This is a genomic window from Rhizobium sp. 862_C5_N1_2 (assembly GCF_051811205.1).
GTDB classification, from domain to species: domain Bacteria; phylum Pseudomonadota; class Alphaproteobacteria; order Rhizobiales; family Rhizobiaceae; genus Rhizobium; species Rhizobium leguminosarum.
This window is the reverse complement of the sequence record NZ_JBPWPT010000001.1, coordinates 2,949,464-2,963,274: the sequence shown is the minus strand read 5'-3', so window position 1 is coordinate 2,963,274 and position 13,811 is coordinate 2,949,464. Positions and strand designations below refer to the sequence as shown.

General features: G+C 55.8%; 20 protein-coding genes and 1 pseudogene. 12 read left to right on the top strand and 9 right to left on the bottom strand.

Features of this window, described 5'->3' with window-relative positions; translation table 11 throughout:
* Positions 1-162 precede the first annotated feature (162 nt).
* Entirely contained in the window at positions 163-474 is a 312-nt protein-coding gene (locus tag ACD590_RS14940) for a hypothetical protein (RefSeq protein ID WP_439002948.1), read from the top strand.
* 260 nt (positions 475-734) lie between these two features.
* Here the strand turns inward: ACD590_RS14940 and ACD590_RS14935 are convergent, their stop codons facing one another.
* A complete protein-coding gene (locus ACD590_RS14935) occupies positions 735-1,745 on the bottom strand; it encodes a PD-(D/E)XK nuclease family protein (RefSeq protein ID WP_439002947.1) in 1,011 nt (336 codons plus the stop codon).
* 39 nt (positions 1,746-1,784) lie between these two features.
* Here ACD590_RS14935 and ACD590_RS14930 point away from each other — a divergent pair, with 39 nt between their 5' ends.
* The 7 genes and pseudogenes from ACD590_RS14930 to ACD590_RS14900 all read left to right on the top strand — a co-directional run bounded on the left by ACD590_RS14930 (position 1,785) and on the right by ACD590_RS14900 (position 6,729).
* The gene (locus tag ACD590_RS14930; protein ID WP_439002946.1) at positions 1,785-2,054 is read left to right on the top strand and encodes a hypothetical protein; all 270 of its coding nucleotides are present in this window, start codon (positions 1,785-1,787) and stop codon (positions 2,052-2,054) included.
* A 30-nt stretch (positions 2,055-2,084) separates the two neighbouring features.
* Complete coding sequence (locus ACD590_RS14925) at positions 2,085-2,660, top strand: DUF2750 domain-containing protein (protein WP_439002944.1); 576 nt, start codon at positions 2,085-2,087, stop codon at positions 2,658-2,660.
* Positions 2,661-3,110: 450 nt separating this feature from the next.
* A complete protein-coding gene (locus tag ACD590_RS14920; protein ID WP_439002942.1) occupies positions 3,111-3,683 on the top strand; it encodes a transposase in 573 nt (190 codons plus the stop codon).
* Positions 3,684-3,823: 140 nt separating this feature from the next.
* A pseudogene (locus ACD590_RS14915) lies at positions 3,824-4,225 on the top strand (sunset domain-containing protein); the annotation flags it as partial.
* Between the two features lie 240 nt (positions 4,226-4,465).
* The gene (locus ACD590_RS14910) at positions 4,466-5,431 is read left to right on the top strand and encodes an HNH endonuclease (RefSeq protein ID WP_439003541.1); all 966 of its coding nucleotides are present in this window, start codon (positions 4,466-4,468) and stop codon (positions 5,429-5,431) included.
* A gap of 7 nt (positions 5,432-5,438) precedes the next feature.
* The gene (locus ACD590_RS14905) at positions 5,439-5,939 is read left to right on the top strand and encodes a hypothetical protein (RefSeq protein WP_439002940.1); all 501 of its coding nucleotides are present in this window, start codon (positions 5,439-5,441) and stop codon (positions 5,937-5,939) included.
* Between the two features lie 292 nt (positions 5,940-6,231).
* Complete coding sequence (locus ACD590_RS14900; RefSeq protein ID WP_439002938.1) at positions 6,232-6,729, top strand: hypothetical protein; 498 nt, start codon at positions 6,232-6,234, stop codon at positions 6,727-6,729.
* A gap of 55 nt (positions 6,730-6,784) precedes the next feature.
* On the opposite strand, the gene ACD590_RS14895 is transcribed toward ACD590_RS14900, so the two are convergent.
* Positions 6,785-7,036, bottom strand: a complete 252-nt coding sequence (locus ACD590_RS14895) for a hypothetical protein (RefSeq protein WP_439002937.1) — start codon at positions 7,034-7,036, stop codon at positions 6,785-6,787.
* Positions 7,037-7,393: 357 nt separating this feature from the next.
* Here ACD590_RS14895 and ACD590_RS14890 point away from each other — a divergent pair, with 357 nt between their 5' ends.
* Positions 7,394-8,101 carry a phosphotransferase gene (locus ACD590_RS14890; RefSeq protein ID WP_439002935.1) on the top strand — a complete coding sequence of 236 codons (708 nt, stop codon included), beginning with the start codon at positions 7,394-7,396 and terminating at the stop codon, positions 8,099-8,101.
* A gap of 227 nt (positions 8,102-8,328) precedes the next feature.
* Here the strand turns inward: ACD590_RS14890 and ACD590_RS14885 are convergent, their stop codons facing one another.
* The 3 genes from ACD590_RS14885 to ACD590_RS14875 all read right to left on the bottom strand — a co-directional run bounded on the left by ACD590_RS14885 (position 8,329) and on the right by ACD590_RS14875 (position 9,180).
* Positions 8,329-8,601, bottom strand: a complete 273-nt coding sequence (locus ACD590_RS14885) for a DUF982 domain-containing protein (protein WP_439002933.1) — start codon at positions 8,599-8,601, stop codon at positions 8,329-8,331.
* A 75-nt stretch (positions 8,602-8,676) separates the two neighbouring features.
* The gene (locus ACD590_RS14880; protein WP_439002931.1) at positions 8,677-9,042 is read right to left on the bottom strand and encodes a hypothetical protein; all 366 of its coding nucleotides are present in this window, start codon (positions 9,040-9,042) and stop codon (positions 8,677-8,679) included.
* Between the two features lie 27 nt (positions 9,043-9,069).
* Positions 9,070-9,180, bottom strand: a complete 111-nt coding sequence (locus tag ACD590_RS14875; RefSeq protein WP_439002929.1) for a hypothetical protein — start codon at positions 9,178-9,180, stop codon at positions 9,070-9,072.
* A gap of 245 nt (positions 9,181-9,425) precedes the next feature.
* Here ACD590_RS14875 and ACD590_RS14870 point away from each other — a divergent pair, with 245 nt between their 5' ends.
* The 3 genes from ACD590_RS14870 to ACD590_RS14860 all read left to right on the top strand — a co-directional run bounded on the left by ACD590_RS14870 (position 9,426) and on the right by ACD590_RS14860 (position 11,181).
* The gene (locus ACD590_RS14870; RefSeq protein WP_439002927.1) at positions 9,426-9,737 is read left to right on the top strand and encodes a hypothetical protein; all 312 of its coding nucleotides are present in this window, start codon (positions 9,426-9,428) and stop codon (positions 9,735-9,737) included.
* 241 nt (positions 9,738-9,978) lie between these two features.
* A complete protein-coding gene (locus tag ACD590_RS14865) occupies positions 9,979-10,236 on the top strand; it encodes a hypothetical protein (protein WP_439002926.1) in 258 nt (85 codons plus the stop codon).
* 750 nt (positions 10,237-10,986) lie between these two features.
* Positions 10,987-11,181, top strand: a complete 195-nt coding sequence (locus tag ACD590_RS14860; protein ID WP_003577126.1) for a hypothetical protein — start codon at positions 10,987-10,989, stop codon at positions 11,179-11,181.
* 295 nt (positions 11,182-11,476) lie between these two features.
* On the opposite strand, the gene ACD590_RS14855 is transcribed toward ACD590_RS14860, so the two are convergent.
* The 4 genes from ACD590_RS14855 to ACD590_RS14840 form a co-directional block, all read right to left on the bottom strand.
* Entirely contained in the window at positions 11,477-11,749 is a 273-nt protein-coding gene (locus tag ACD590_RS14855) for a hypothetical protein (protein WP_439002923.1), read from the bottom strand.
* A 162-nt stretch (positions 11,750-11,911) separates the two neighbouring features.
* Positions 11,912-12,598, bottom strand: a complete 687-nt coding sequence (locus ACD590_RS14850) for a hypothetical protein (protein ID WP_439002922.1) — start codon at positions 12,596-12,598, stop codon at positions 11,912-11,914.
* A gap of 383 nt (positions 12,599-12,981) precedes the next feature.
* Entirely contained in the window at positions 12,982-13,212 is a 231-nt protein-coding gene (locus ACD590_RS14845) for a hypothetical protein (RefSeq protein ID WP_439002920.1), read from the bottom strand.
* 28 nt (positions 13,213-13,240) lie between these two features.
* On the bottom strand, positions 13,241-13,738 hold the full coding sequence (locus ACD590_RS14840) for an SRPBCC domain-containing protein (RefSeq protein ID WP_439002918.1): 498 nt from the start codon (positions 13,736-13,738) through the stop codon (positions 13,241-13,243).
* Between the last annotated feature and the right edge of the window lie 73 nt (positions 13,739-13,811).

Sequence of the window (13,811 nt, the reverse complement as noted above, 5' to 3'; positions counted from 1 at the left end):
ACTGCAGTAGACAAGTTTAACCTGCGGCCTCGCCTCTTAGCACCACCAGCTTCTTTTCATGATTCATCGGTCCCCAGATCGATCGCGGTGCTAAGCTTAAAAGCCGGTTTGACCACGCAGCTCTTATGCTTCAGATTTGATGGTATTTCCCCGGGAGAAGTCATGCGAATTTTCATTCTGTCATCACTGCTTACTGCGTTATTCATCAATCCGACAATGGCATCATCCGATGCCGACGACATCCGTAAGAGAGATGCGCTGGCGTTGGGGTTCATTGCCTACAAGTGCAATATTCCCTTGCGACTGGAAAGGAATGTGTGGCTTCAGGGGGTGATGGTTGGTTCCGACCGGGCTTATCAAAAGGCGGCTATAGCCTTTGGCGAAAGTAATCTAGAAGCGAATTCTGTCCGCTTCGGAAAGAAGGAAGCCTGCCGGCGCTTCCGGGGGATGCTGGGTGAGATGAACTGGCTGTAACCGACTTCTCACAAATGCCAAGGCTCGGTTTATCACCGCGCCCTTCGAGCGTTGCGCTCCTGCCCGCTATCCGCTGCCCTGCGGCACAGACGCCGAGCAACAAACCCGGTGCGGTGAAATTAGCGCTCACGGTAAGCGCTCATTCCCTGCACGGCAGAAGCGCTGTGAGAAAAACCGGGCCAGTCACTCATTCACCAGTGGTCGCCGGCCCATGCATAACTGCCGCTTCTCAGAGATTTTGCGGGACACACGATCTGTGGTCACAATGGCTGGTACGCGACCTCGATAACCCGTTGAGCTTGCTCAAGCAGCGACTCAACCAGACGTTCGCCGTCGGCATTGAGCGGAACATCGAGATGTATCCAGATGTGGCCACCGCACTCAGTTATTCGCTGCGACAATCCAGACGCGACGAGACGTTCGCGGATAACCGAGAACTTGGGCGTAAGACGGTGGAACCGCAGCCAGATAGGCGTCTTGTGCCCGGCAAAAGGATCACGGACTCCCAAGCTGAAGCAGGGCTGCTCGTCGCCAAGCAGCCGGCAGACATATCGACGCTGGTAGTCGTTGGGTTCCTTTTCGTGGCTCATCGGCAGGACTCGGTTCCGCTGCAGGCGGCGGGTAACGCGATCCACGAGATTGACGAAGACCTCTTCCCGCTCGCGCCAAGCGAGCAGTTCAGAGACACTCCTCAGTGGCTCGATGTCGTAGCCATTAAGGACCCTGTACATCGCCTCGAATTGGGCGAGGTCACTAAGGAACGGTTCGGAGCGAACATCTCTCAGGGCGACCAAGACCCCTTCCCAATCGATCACCGCCACGGAAAAGTCGGACGTTAAACCCAGCTGCCAAGGACTGTCCTCGGTAAGAGCGCACGCACTCGACACCGATGCTTTCATCGCAGCAACCCGGTAATGAGGTACCAGCACCAGCAACGTTCCACTATCAGAGCTTTCTTGAAGGTCGCCATGGTACGAACTGAGTTGGCCCTCGCCAAACGCCGCGCCCAATTTCGCCTCTATCTTGACCACGAGCTTTCCGTCGGCCGTGCAGCCCTCCAAGTCGGGGCGGGCACCGTCTTTCTGTCGAGCCTCGGCTCGCCAAGTCAAGTCGGAGCTGATAGTTCTGCCCACCGTCTTAGAGATATGGTCCCCAAAGCTCTTGCGTGCATCCGGATTCTGAAGAAGGTAGGCAAGCCCCTGCGTGCACAGCAACTCTCCCTGTTTGGAGAGCGAGCTGAACTGGGCGAGGTGGCTCATGAGTCGTCGCATGACTAGCCTCTTGAACTTCAGGACCAAAGACGAGACCTAATGGATAGCATTGATGACTTCAAGAAGTTCATCGGCACGCGTCACTGGCATTACGCGAAAACCATGCCGCAGTGGCCGCACGATTACTCGGTACGGCAATTCAACGATCCGCCGGAGGACCAGGACCTTTTTGAGGAAGCCATCAAATTCATTCGTACCCAGGGCGACCTAAGTGGTTTGAGCCAACTGGTAGAAGCACAATGTACTCTGACATCGACGGCCGACAGTATTGGACCATGGGCGCTCCGGTTAAGGAAACGACTATCATAAACCACGCGTGGCTGGATTGGAGAGAGCGCCTTGTTCGCGGCGAGCCAGGTTTGTGATCCTCCCGATACGACTTTTACAAGATATAGCAGCGGCATTGAGACCCGACACTCCGCTATTTGCAATCACCTCATACGAAATCAGCTAAATCCCGAGATTTCCGGTAATCCAGGATTGAAAGCTCGGCATAATTTGAACGCGTTGGAAGACCGGGTTCGACCTATTGCGGACCTTTGCCTTCAATGCTTTGATGAGGAAATGAGCACCGCAGCTGCGCAAGCCGAGAGATTTTTTAGCGAGGTCATCGCACACGGAAGCGTTTGGTCGATTCAAGATGGTGAGGGGTTCCCTACATCGACGAATTTACATGGCGAGACCGCAATGCCCTTCTGGTCTTTGGAAAGCAGGGCCCAGAAGATCATCGACAACGTCATTGCATATAACAGTTTCCGAACGCGTCGAATTGAGCTGTCAGAATTCCTGGATCGCTGGCTTTCCGGACTGAAAAGAGATGGGCTTGCTGTTGGCATAAACTGGTCCGGCAAACGCGCGATTGGATATGACATGACGCCCGAGAATGTCCGAACACGAATAGAAATCAGTCGCTGACCGTCCGCTATTTAAGCGATTTGAGGGTGTGCATTGCGTCATTTTACAACGCCGTTGTCTCTCGCATACTTAGCGCGCGCAAGGTAGAACTCTTCGGTCCAGACATCTATTGCTTGATATCCGCGATCTAACATTTCTTGGAACGCTGGATTGGACTGCATCTTTACCGAAATCAGGGAGATCATGCATGGAGCATTCGGAGTTTCAGATCGGCCTGGAGTTCTGGTGCGGAAAGAGGCGGTGGAGGTGTACTGACGTCGGCGCGCGAACAGTTGTCGCGATTCACATCCACTCGGTTGAGATGACGACCGTCCAGGCCGATGGCACGAAAGAGCACGAAACGCTTACTTATGTGCAGGCAAATGCGTAACCGGTGTTCAGCTCCCACGTTGCCCTCCTCACCGTGATCTGTGATCGCCTATTCCGTGGACGAGCAACGGGAGTTTCTCCATGGAGAGTACACTGGAGGTTCTCACGACCAGGAAGTCTGGACGTGAGGTTCACCGGCACTGGCCGGATGAGGTCAAGGCGCAGATCGTTTCGGAGAGCCTTCGGCCTGGAGTGTTGGTGAATGAAGTTGCTGAGCGACACGATCACAGCGTGCGCCCGCAATTCCGCGATCTGGGTTTTCGAGATGTTGGCGACAAGGCACAGATGATCGTCGTCGCGCCTCCGGTTATCGCACTGCTCGGCCCATCTGCAAATGTCGCAATGCTCCGTCGGCTCCGGGTAATGATCGTCCCGTCCAGCGGCCGTCGCCTCTTCGGTGGCCCTCCGCACCTTCCTGAAGAATGCGGCATAGTCCGCGACGCGGAACGTCTGCGGCTCCAAGTCGGACCAGGGCACAACGACGTGCACGAACTCCGGCGTAATACCCTGCATCGCGCGGAGAAGTTCGGCGTAGGGGCTCAGCTGAAGCACGGTGCCGCCTTTGGTCTCGCGGGCGAGCGTAGCCGCACTTGTGCAAGAGGCGGACTGGGAGCCCAACACCAGAGAGGGTTACTACGAGGCAGCAACGGATAGGCGGTTACTCCCGCGCATCTCGTCGCGTGATTCCACCCTGCTGCACTAATCGAAGCTAGCGGAGGTCGATCACCGGGGTGCGGACTCCTGTGCAACGGGCAGCAACGCCCTAGAGGCTCGACGCCCCGTCAATTCATCAGATGGGACTAATGGACTTACCCGCTGATGTACGTCATCGTGCTGCCCGAGGGAGGCCATATGGGCAAGGTTATCGACTTCGATCGCGAAAGCGTCGGAAGTGGAAGGCGAGAGGCAAACCGTCGCACGGACCGCAGAGGCGCTATGCCCGCAAGAATCCAATCAAAAGCCAGCTTCCTAACTGGATACCTGGCGCAGCGCTAGCGACGGGAATTGCGATACTCGCCACCGCGATACTCACATCGCCTATTGCGTCCGGCGTCGGCTGCGGCATCAAAGGTAATATCAGCCACACCGGCGAGTGGATTTTTCACGTCCCTGGCCAAGAATATTACCGTGAGACAGTCATCAATCCGTTACAAGGGGAACGATGGTTCTGCACTGAGGAGGCCGCGCGCGAAGCTGGATGGAGGAAGGAATTTCGGTCAGCCCTTTCTCTGATCGATGCGTTAGGCGAATGGCCACAGCATATTCGAGAAAGATCGTCAGAGCGCCGCCCGACTCGGTGCGAGCCGAGTCCAGTCCCAGAGCGTAGCGACTCCGAAGAGAGGTGGAAAGCTTGCGGCCGTCGAGAGGCCATCGCAAGAGGGCACTTGACGATTTGCGACTGTCTTGTCGAAACCAGACAACAGAGGGATGACACGATGACATCTGCGGTAGTGCATCCGCGTCACTTCATCAAGGAGCCTATTCCAGCCATATTCGAGGTCTGCGAGCTTCTTTCGGCTGCGGCGGACGCCCATCTCAAGGGCAAGCGCGAAGTCGCAGAGGCCCTGTTTTGTCAAGCTGACATGCGGGAAATTTGGAACTGGATCAATCCGGACTGGGAGAAGCCACATCTCAAGGTGAGGAATCATCAGTCCGAAGGCGACACGCAAGAGATGCCGAAGACCATGCGCGATCCAATTCGGCACCCGCCGTTGCACGTCAAGGCGGCGGTCTTGGCGCGCGACGGCTATCGATGCCGTTACTGCGGCATTCCGGTGATCCATGCGGATATCCGCAAAATAGCCCACGCGCTTTATCCAAACGCCATTCCCTGGCAGGCTAGCGACCCGCGCAAACACCACGCAGCCTTTCAATGCCTGTGGCTCCAGTACGACCATGTCGTGCCGCATAGCCATGGCGGCTCGTCAGCCGAGGAGAACATCGTCATCAGCTGCGCCCTGTGTAACTTTGGCAAGGATAGATACACGTTGAGACAGCTAGGCCTGTGCGATCCGCGTCTGCGGCCGCCGACGTCGGTTCTCTGGAATGGTCTCGAATGCTTGAGGGCCTGCGCGCTGCCGCGATCAAGGCCACCGAAAGCGCCTGCCGCAAACAGGGGTGTTCGGAAAGTCCTTGAGGCGGCTCCTTCAAAAATTAGGAGTCTAGCCTATTCCAACGCCTTCTTTCTGCCCGGGTCATGGATACAGGGCGAATACCTCTATACCCCGCCGATCGCCGGGAAAGAACGCTGGTTTAAGATTGGCCAGGAACTAATTGCGGAGCCAGTCACACGGAATGGCATCAACGGCTGCCGCCTGCTGTGCGATCCAGGGCTATTTCGGCGGCGTGGTTTATCTCCGGAAGCATTTCTTGATCCAGAACAGAATGATGGGAGTAAGTGAGGGGCATATGAGTGATTTCTCCAAAGCCAGCCTTCTGGTCCTGTTGGTTCCCAGCATTGCATTGGGCCAGTCAGCGGCGGAGCACCATATCTGGCAAGACCAACGATCCTTTGAGCCGATGAGCCGCACGGCACAAGCAATTATGGGCCCTATCAAACTGTCTGGAAACCCAAACTTCGCGAGAACCGGGAGCAGAATGACGATCACTTTCGGCACTGGTACGTCCACGGTCTTGACCTCCGTGGAAGGCTCATGGCGGGAATGGGACCTGGCAGCGCCTAAGAAAATTACAGCAGAAGTATTCCGCTTCGAAGGTGATCCAGGCGAATTGGAACACGGAAATACCTTGTGCGGCGACCCGGCGATAAATCCCGCTCGCTACGTCGTATTTTACGAGGACATCTTGTTTGATCAACCGATGCTCGGCGTTGCTGTTTTCCGATCAAGGAGCGCCCCCAAAAACATTCACAGCTCAGGCCTATGTGGCACGTTTAGCTTCAACGGATAGGGAGTCGAACAGAACGGAGGGTGGCGAATGCGATTTTGCCGATGAAGACATGTGTCGTTGCAAGATGGGCTTGAGGAACGAGGTTTCGACACTATGCTCGAAGAGCGTCTCCCGTGGCTGGAGAGATTTGGCGAGAGCATTGTCCTGCTCCGAAATTTTCACTGACGTGACATCGCGGCAAAAAGTGAAAGTAGAACACTCCGCTGCCCCTCATCGAATGGTCTGGGCCGGACCGTTGTCATACGCACCGTCGCGTGCAATTCTGTCGCGTAGGCTGTTTAGGCAGGTGCACATGGCGGTAACAACATTCGCATCACCACCATGGTGGAGAATTGCTGTTGCACTAATTGTAGTGCCTTTGATGGCATCGTTCGCATATGCGGTTTACAGCCCAGCCTATCAGGGCTTGCCGGATATGATGGAGCGGGTTGTCCAAACGACTGCAGTCGTCGCATTCTTCGGTGCGTACCCGCCAACTGTTGTCCTCGGAATTCCATTGATACTCTATTTCAGGGGACGAGTAAGGGCGTCCCTTGCAAATTGTGCGATGGCCGGGGCCTCCGTTGCTACCTTCCCGTGGTTATGCCTAACTGTATTTTTCGGCCCGGATAAGGCCTACACGAATGATCACATCACCTACGAAAACGGAATGATGACGTGGTGGGGATTGCTGGAAACCACTGAATTGCTCGCAGAAATAGCGGTATTTGGCATTGCCGCCGGTGGACTATTCTGGCTAGTGGCCGCCGCCTGGATCGAAAGACAGCCCGTTGAAAAAGTGTTTGAATAGCGGCTCTCGGTATCGCGCCGAGCACCCCATCATCAGATGCTTGAGCGCCCGGCTTTCAGGATTTTGACATGCGCTGCAGGAAATTCGCACGATCCGATGTCCATTCATCGTCGAGAAGACGCAAGCCTTCGTCGGTCCAGAACCCGCCTCCTAGATCAGGCTTGACCAAGCCGTAGTATGCCAACACTTCGACCGCCTTTTCGCCGGCGCTCATTGACTTGTGAACTAGCCCCTCCGGGCCTTCGTCCATGTATTGCAGACACATATGAGCCAGAGCCTTCAAAATCGTTCTTTCTTCTGGTGTCACTGAAGTTATGCTCCTCCGCACTGCAAAGGCTCGACGCGCTGACTGCTACGGCAGTTTCTCGCTACCCATAACCCGATCTAAGGTTTGCTGCCTTGACCCTAACCCAACTCCTCATCAGTCGCCATACGGTGCGCGGTTAAGGGATCAGGCGGATTGTGGGGCGGAAGGCGGCCCCGGGTACCGTCATAAAGACCACATGGGCCGAGAACGACGATGCGCTCGCTAAGGGAGTGCAAAGCCAACATCGGACAGCTGTCGGAAAATGACCTATCTCCCTTTGGTTGGATTTATGCCAAGCTGCCAACGTTGACGTGTTCGCGCCAGAGCGGTGCGATTCTGCGGAGGTCTACCGGGGCGATGGAAAGCGAAATTCCGTTGAATGGTGGTCGCGTGAGCCAAGGAGTCGTGCGTGTCGGCGCTACGGTCCGACGTCCGCCGACGTTCAACTCGCCGTTCGTCCACAAACTTCTGCAGTACCTTGCTGCATCGGGTTTTGACGCTGCCCCGCGCTCAAACGGTTTTGACGAATTCGGGCGCGACGTTTTCTCGTACATTCAAGGTGACGTGCCACTGGACCTGTCTTGGCATGGCGATGATGTCCTGATCGACGCCGCGCGGTTGATACGCCGATATCACGATGCGACGGAGGGACTTGTGGCGTCACCTGCGGCGCAGAGCGTTGGACTCGAAGTCGTGTGTCATAACGACCTGTCACCTTGCAATTTCGTGTTTCGTTCAGGACGCCCGGTGGCAATCATCGACTTCGACAGTGCTTCGCCTGGACCTCGGATGCACGATCTTGGCTACGCAGCCTGGATGTGGCTCGATCTCGGTGATGGCGACATTGAGCAAGGACGCCGGTTAACCATGTTCTGCAAGGCCTATGATGCCAATGTCGATGTGTCGCATGTTGTCGATTTTGTCGTGCTTCGCCAACGGATTCTTCTTGCGCAAGCACGGCGCATCGGCGATGCGCCTATGGAACGCTGGTCGGCAGATTGCCTCGAATGGACGATTAAACATCTCCATTACGACCTGGTCGGAGCATCCAGTGACATTGAATGAGTCGATAGAGATATGCGACTGGTCTCCTGACTGGGCAGAGAACTTTCGCGTGAAAGCGGCAGCACTCCGGAAGGCGCTCGGGACCCGGGCGAAGCGCATTGACCATATCGGATCGATGGGCGGCAGGGACCGGCTGGACGCCTGGGGTGTCGGACGGCTAGAAGAGGGCCCATTCACGACTGCAGCACTGTGTGATCACCGTCCATGCAACCCGACCAAGCCGTGCATCAACTTCGTCGCTGAACGACAGTCAGAGCAGCGATGCCGGCTTCATCGGCCGCGCGCAGGAATGCGTCCCAAAATTGCTCTGGGGCGATCTGGCCGCTGATTGCATCGACGCAAGCCTTCACAGCAGTGACATATTCTTCGCCGTCATCGGAAGGCCAGTCCTTGAGCAGCATATATGCCGCGTCGCGGAGGGTGCGGACGATCCTATGAGCTGGCTGACCGCGCAGAGCCAGCCCGACGGGTGTGAATACAGAGGTTGCGTCCCAGTCCATTATCGTCGACCTTAGGGATCACAATCCCCGAGGGGTAATATACGCGTGTATTCCGTATCCCTAATTGACGATTGGTTACCCAGCGTGACCGGGCGTGAATGTGTGGCTGTTGTTCGAGACGATCAGAATTTCGCTAGATTGCGGACGCATTCGCGCTATGATTTCTCGCTCGGTCTTGGGGGCCAGCTTGAGAGATGTTGACGCTCTCTGCCTCTTTCTGAAGGGTGGGAATTGGGCCAGCTTTCTGATTTCGCGATTGACAGTGACGATATCGAATTCCTCCAGGCGATCATCGTCGATGCATGCAATGAGCTGAAGATTTCTCCAGATCATCAGGGCTTCGTGACGCGGGTCGTAGACCTGCGCTCCCAAGGTCACTCCCGCGAGGAAATCCTTCAAAATCTTAGGGTGGAATTCGCGAGACCCGCTGACCGTGGGCATACTGGCTTTGATCCATGAGGACTGTGGTTAGCTATCTGTCGTCGAGGCGCGGTCCTGCATCCTGTCGTGCACGTTCTCCGGACCCGCGATCAAAGCCGCGATCGCCGTCGCCTTCTCCCGATCACCGTAGCTGGCCACATAGCCCTCCAACAGGACGCTTCTGCCTACCATGCTTCAGAAATGGACGAGCTTTCCAGTTCCGGTTCCGCGGACACCGCGGCCTGCACGCTCGCAAGCTGATCGTAGGCTAGGCTTTCTGGCTCGAAGCTCATGGCAATCCTCCTTCGTGATACCGAAGGAAACAACGGACAGTTAATTTAGTTCGCGATAGGGACTTAGGTCCGAGAAGGCTGTGGGCGGCCCAAAGAAGAGTTGGTACACTGATGTTGTTCTTTATCCTTTTTGTTTTGCCGTACATCGTTGGATTCGTCGCGCTTGCGTTCTGGCGACAGGGGTGGACGCTTATGGCGGCAACCCTCGCAATGATTATTGTCTATTTCTTCTCCATAGGATCGGGGGATGGCCCAGGCGCGTTCGCGGCGGATGCCCTTCCAGCTGTCCTCGCGGCCGGAATTGCAGCCGGGCTAGTAACCAGCGTCATTGCCATGACGTCGAACTATCGATCTGGCTACATTGTAGCGGCAATGTTCCCTCTCGGATATATCGCTTGTTGTACGGTAATTGGGTACTTCTGAAGCCCTCTGGGCTATCGCTACCGTCCAGAAGGGAGCGGAACATCGGTCGCGAAAGTTGGCCCGCTCGGCAAGAATGGCACTCAGTTCTGTTGCCGTCGGAGTGGCAGGAAATCCATCACAGGGCTCACGACGGCGAGGTCCACATTGCCGACGTGAAGACCGCAAGCGGTACCGTCATCGAATTCCAACACTCGACGTTCACGCCGCAGGAGAGGGATCGCGGGAAGCCTTTTACGATCCCATGATCTGGATCGTCGACGGCATGCGTCTTAAACGGGACCTGTCGTCGTTCCGCGAGGAAAGCACCACATGCGCCCCATCGGCCGAGACTAAAACTCGAGCATGGGTCCTGTGGGAGCGCGCCTCGGCAATCATCGAGCGCTGGCGGGGAGGGAACCGCCCCTTATTCCTGGATTTTGGCGACGTTGATTTTCCGATGCCTTGGGCTCCGGCGACTGGAGTGCTCTGGCTGCTGATTACGTTCCACGCGAGCGAGTGATCGTGGCCCCCGTTGTCCGACAGAGCTTGATCGACCACCTGCTTTCGGGAACGGCAATCCAAGGGTTTGCGAGGCCAATGCTCGCTCCATCGCCAAGATCGCCATTGCCGGGGTTTGATGCGTACCTGGCGAGAGCCCGGGGGCGTCGATTTCGATTTTAAAGGAATTAGACATCTCGACGCAACTTTGCGAAACGGTCGAGTTTCTCGGTCCTAAACATCTCAGGTCCGTGGTCCTTTCGATGAGAGGGACGTTCGGCAAAGGCTATCTAGGTCTAAAAGTAGAATTGACCGTTTGATTGCCCCGAGTCCGAAAGGAGCCAAAAGATACAACGTAATGGATGCCGCCTAGTCTGCAATATCGCCGAGTAAAGCCGTTGACGGGCCTTCGACGATGGGTCGCGGACGAACGTACATCATTTGTTACTTCGCACCTGCGGTAATTGTCATACGATTCAAAACGCTAATTAATAACAAAAATCAGTTGCTTACTCGAAGTTTCTCGACTACGTTTTTTACAGAATAGTTCCGAAATAAGCGGAACCTCGCCGGCGATACTCAGCGGTCGTTTGACCTCGCTTGAGGAGGATGATGACGTTGTTTGCCCGAATTCGTTTCTTCGCAATGGTGCAGCGAGTGCGTGATCTCGTCTCGATCCGATACCGAACTACGACGGCAATCTGACGCGTCGTAAACCCTTTGTTCCACTTTTCTAAGATGGTGCTCCCGTGTGGCGCGCCCGAGGTTTGTTATGCAAAAGCAAGCTGTCGTATTCAACGGTCAGGAAGTCGGGATCGCGGTCCCTGTCGAAAACCGCCTCAAATTTATCGCTGTCCGCTTCAATGTCATCGACTTGGACAACAGGCTCTTTGACACGGTTACCGAAATCCGGCGCGCCATTACTGAGCATCTCGCGTCCAGCGGTCGTGCGATCACCTCGCACTGAATGGCAGGAGATATTTTTCTACGTCATGCGGCGTCCGTCATCCGAGGCCGACATGAACGCAATCCCCATCTGCTTCACAACGCTGCCCGATTACGAGAACTCAAAGGTGAAGAATGGTGGACGAAAGACCATCAGCCGAGGCGGATCAATGCCCCACGTCTCAACCATGAAACTCCCGAACACCATCATCGAACTGAATTCTCTCGTGGCTCCGAGGTCGGTTGTCGTGTTGATGTCCGATTGAGGTTCCTTGGGCCCAGAAAGCTGATCGGCCAGTGCTCAGGGTTCTTGCTTCCTACTCACGAACTTCAAGCTTGTCGCCATATTTCAAGGCGAGCCGACGGCAGTCCTCGCAATTCAACATAATGCCCTCCGCAACGACACTCGCGGCGGCGGTCGTGCAAACCGAAACGTCCAGTCTCGCGACATGCAGAATTGCATTACCCAGAAGGATATCGCAGGGCGCAGTCTCGACTTCGGCCCCGCCCACGCTATGCGCAACGACGCCGCGCACGGTCGCCAGCATTCCGCGCTTTCTTAATATGGTTATGTCGGCATCCCTTGCCATGACGATCTCATCTGCCGCCCGAGGCGTAGGATGTCCGCCCGATACGCCGCATCGGCAACTAAACGGCCGCGAGACACCGAAGTTCCCATCGCCTATCCAGTCGCGGCCGGACACCTGCGCCATATCCCCATCGGGTCGAAGATCACCGGATCGCGCCAGAAATCAGAAATCCGCGCTATCCTCAGCAACTGACATGACCGACAACTTCCCTGGGCTTTCCGGGGCGTTCGTGGGCACCCAGTCGCCAGGCAATTTGTGCGCAGGGTCGTCGGGGAAACGTCTTGATCTTTCTTCTTTGACTCTTCGTTCCCGCCAAATAGGTCCGCCGACGTGCCAGGAGGCTTCCTCTGCGCAAAAGTCGGCCGTTAATCTCTGTGGGATATGATACTCCGCATCCCACACGGCCATGATCTCCATCATTTGGATCGCTGGGTCATCTACAGAAGTTTCATGGCTCGGTGTACCACCCTCCCAAACCGTGACCCTCAATGTTCCGACCGGCCATTGCACAACCATCCTAGACGCACTCTGCTTGGACAGGGGATAGCGTCCGAGCTTTTTCCAAATGACAGCACGAAGTGCACGCCCAATTGACGGGTACGCAACGTTGACCACCGCCATGACTGGCGAACTCGTGATGTCTTCCGCCGACGCAATTGCGCGATCTCGACGAAGGAAGAACGCAATCGCTTTGTCGGCAGTAACCTGCCCATAATAAATCCATCCCCTCTCGCCCGCTATTGCGTAGAGGGTTCCAGCTTTCATATCGGCTCTGGCCACGGGGTCACTTTCGAACATGGCCGTAAATTGGCCCGCACGACAAGCAACGTCAATGGCGTCTTTTGGCATGCAGTGGCCCTAATTGCTTTCAATTGATGGGACTCTGACCTGCGGGAAACCGCTGTGGACAGCACTCTCCTTCTGGCAGTCTAACGCGACTTCGCACAGCGAATCTAATCAGTGTTATTCGTGACATGCTTATGACCGTGTTCGAAAGTGACCTACGCTCCTATTTCAATCCGAGATTGCTGCCCGGCCGTTGATCATGCCTGTATTTAAGAACATTCTTTTACTCGAAGCATTTTGAAAATGGATGACGGCGCGAGCATTGTCGACTTGGCGACCTCCCATTGCTCGTCTGTGGAAGAAACAGATTTGGACGATTAGGATAAACATGGGAGCGGAACACCGGTTACGGCCAAACTGCGGCATGATCCCCTGGAGCCACGACCTCAACCTTCATAACTGGCTGGAACAGAGCCAAGTTTTGTCATGCGTAGGGCTTCCAGGAAAGCCGCGCGGGATACGATCTCGAAGGTCGACGCGGAGGAGTCAATGTCGTGGAAAGCACTGTCAACCAAGACGACCTTGATGTCCGCTACCGCTGGAACGTCAGCAGGCTGACTGGATTGAATGGCCGAGAGCACACCCTTCTGGCGGCTGGCGCGGCTGACGGAACGCACCAGACGGTTCCTCCCATGCGAGGTCGGGTTAGTCGTTTTGCAAAGACTCGCGTTCGAGCGCAACATTTGCAAGGTCGTGAAGGAGCTTCTCATGTGTCCGCCAAAAGATGTCGGGCGCTTCCTTCGCGAGTTCGAGCCAAAGCGGGCCCTGCATCGTCTCTTCTGTCCAAAGGAGGCAACCCGTAGACGTCGGAGTGATGATCCATGCGTGATATGCGCGGGAGGATGGCGACGACTTCGGACCGCCCGCCCAGGCGATGCGGCTGGTAGACTCGAACTCGACGACAGACGCCGAGACGTCCTGACCAGCCAAATTGGTTTCAAAACGGCTTCCGAGCTGTAGATGTGTTTGGCCGTCGAGAACGTCTACATGCGAGACACCCGGATAAAAACTAGACCACGCCAGTGGATCAGTCAAAAGAGACCAGATTGTTTCCGGTGATGCGGCAACTTCGAGTTCATTCGTAAAATGGATTGGTGACCGGCTGGGAGCCATATCCGCGGGCCAGTGGATTGCTTCGAACATCTTATTTCCTGCGTTTTGGATTGAATGGTGGAACTGGCGGTTCATATTCACTTGCCGCCTGTCAATTATCAGC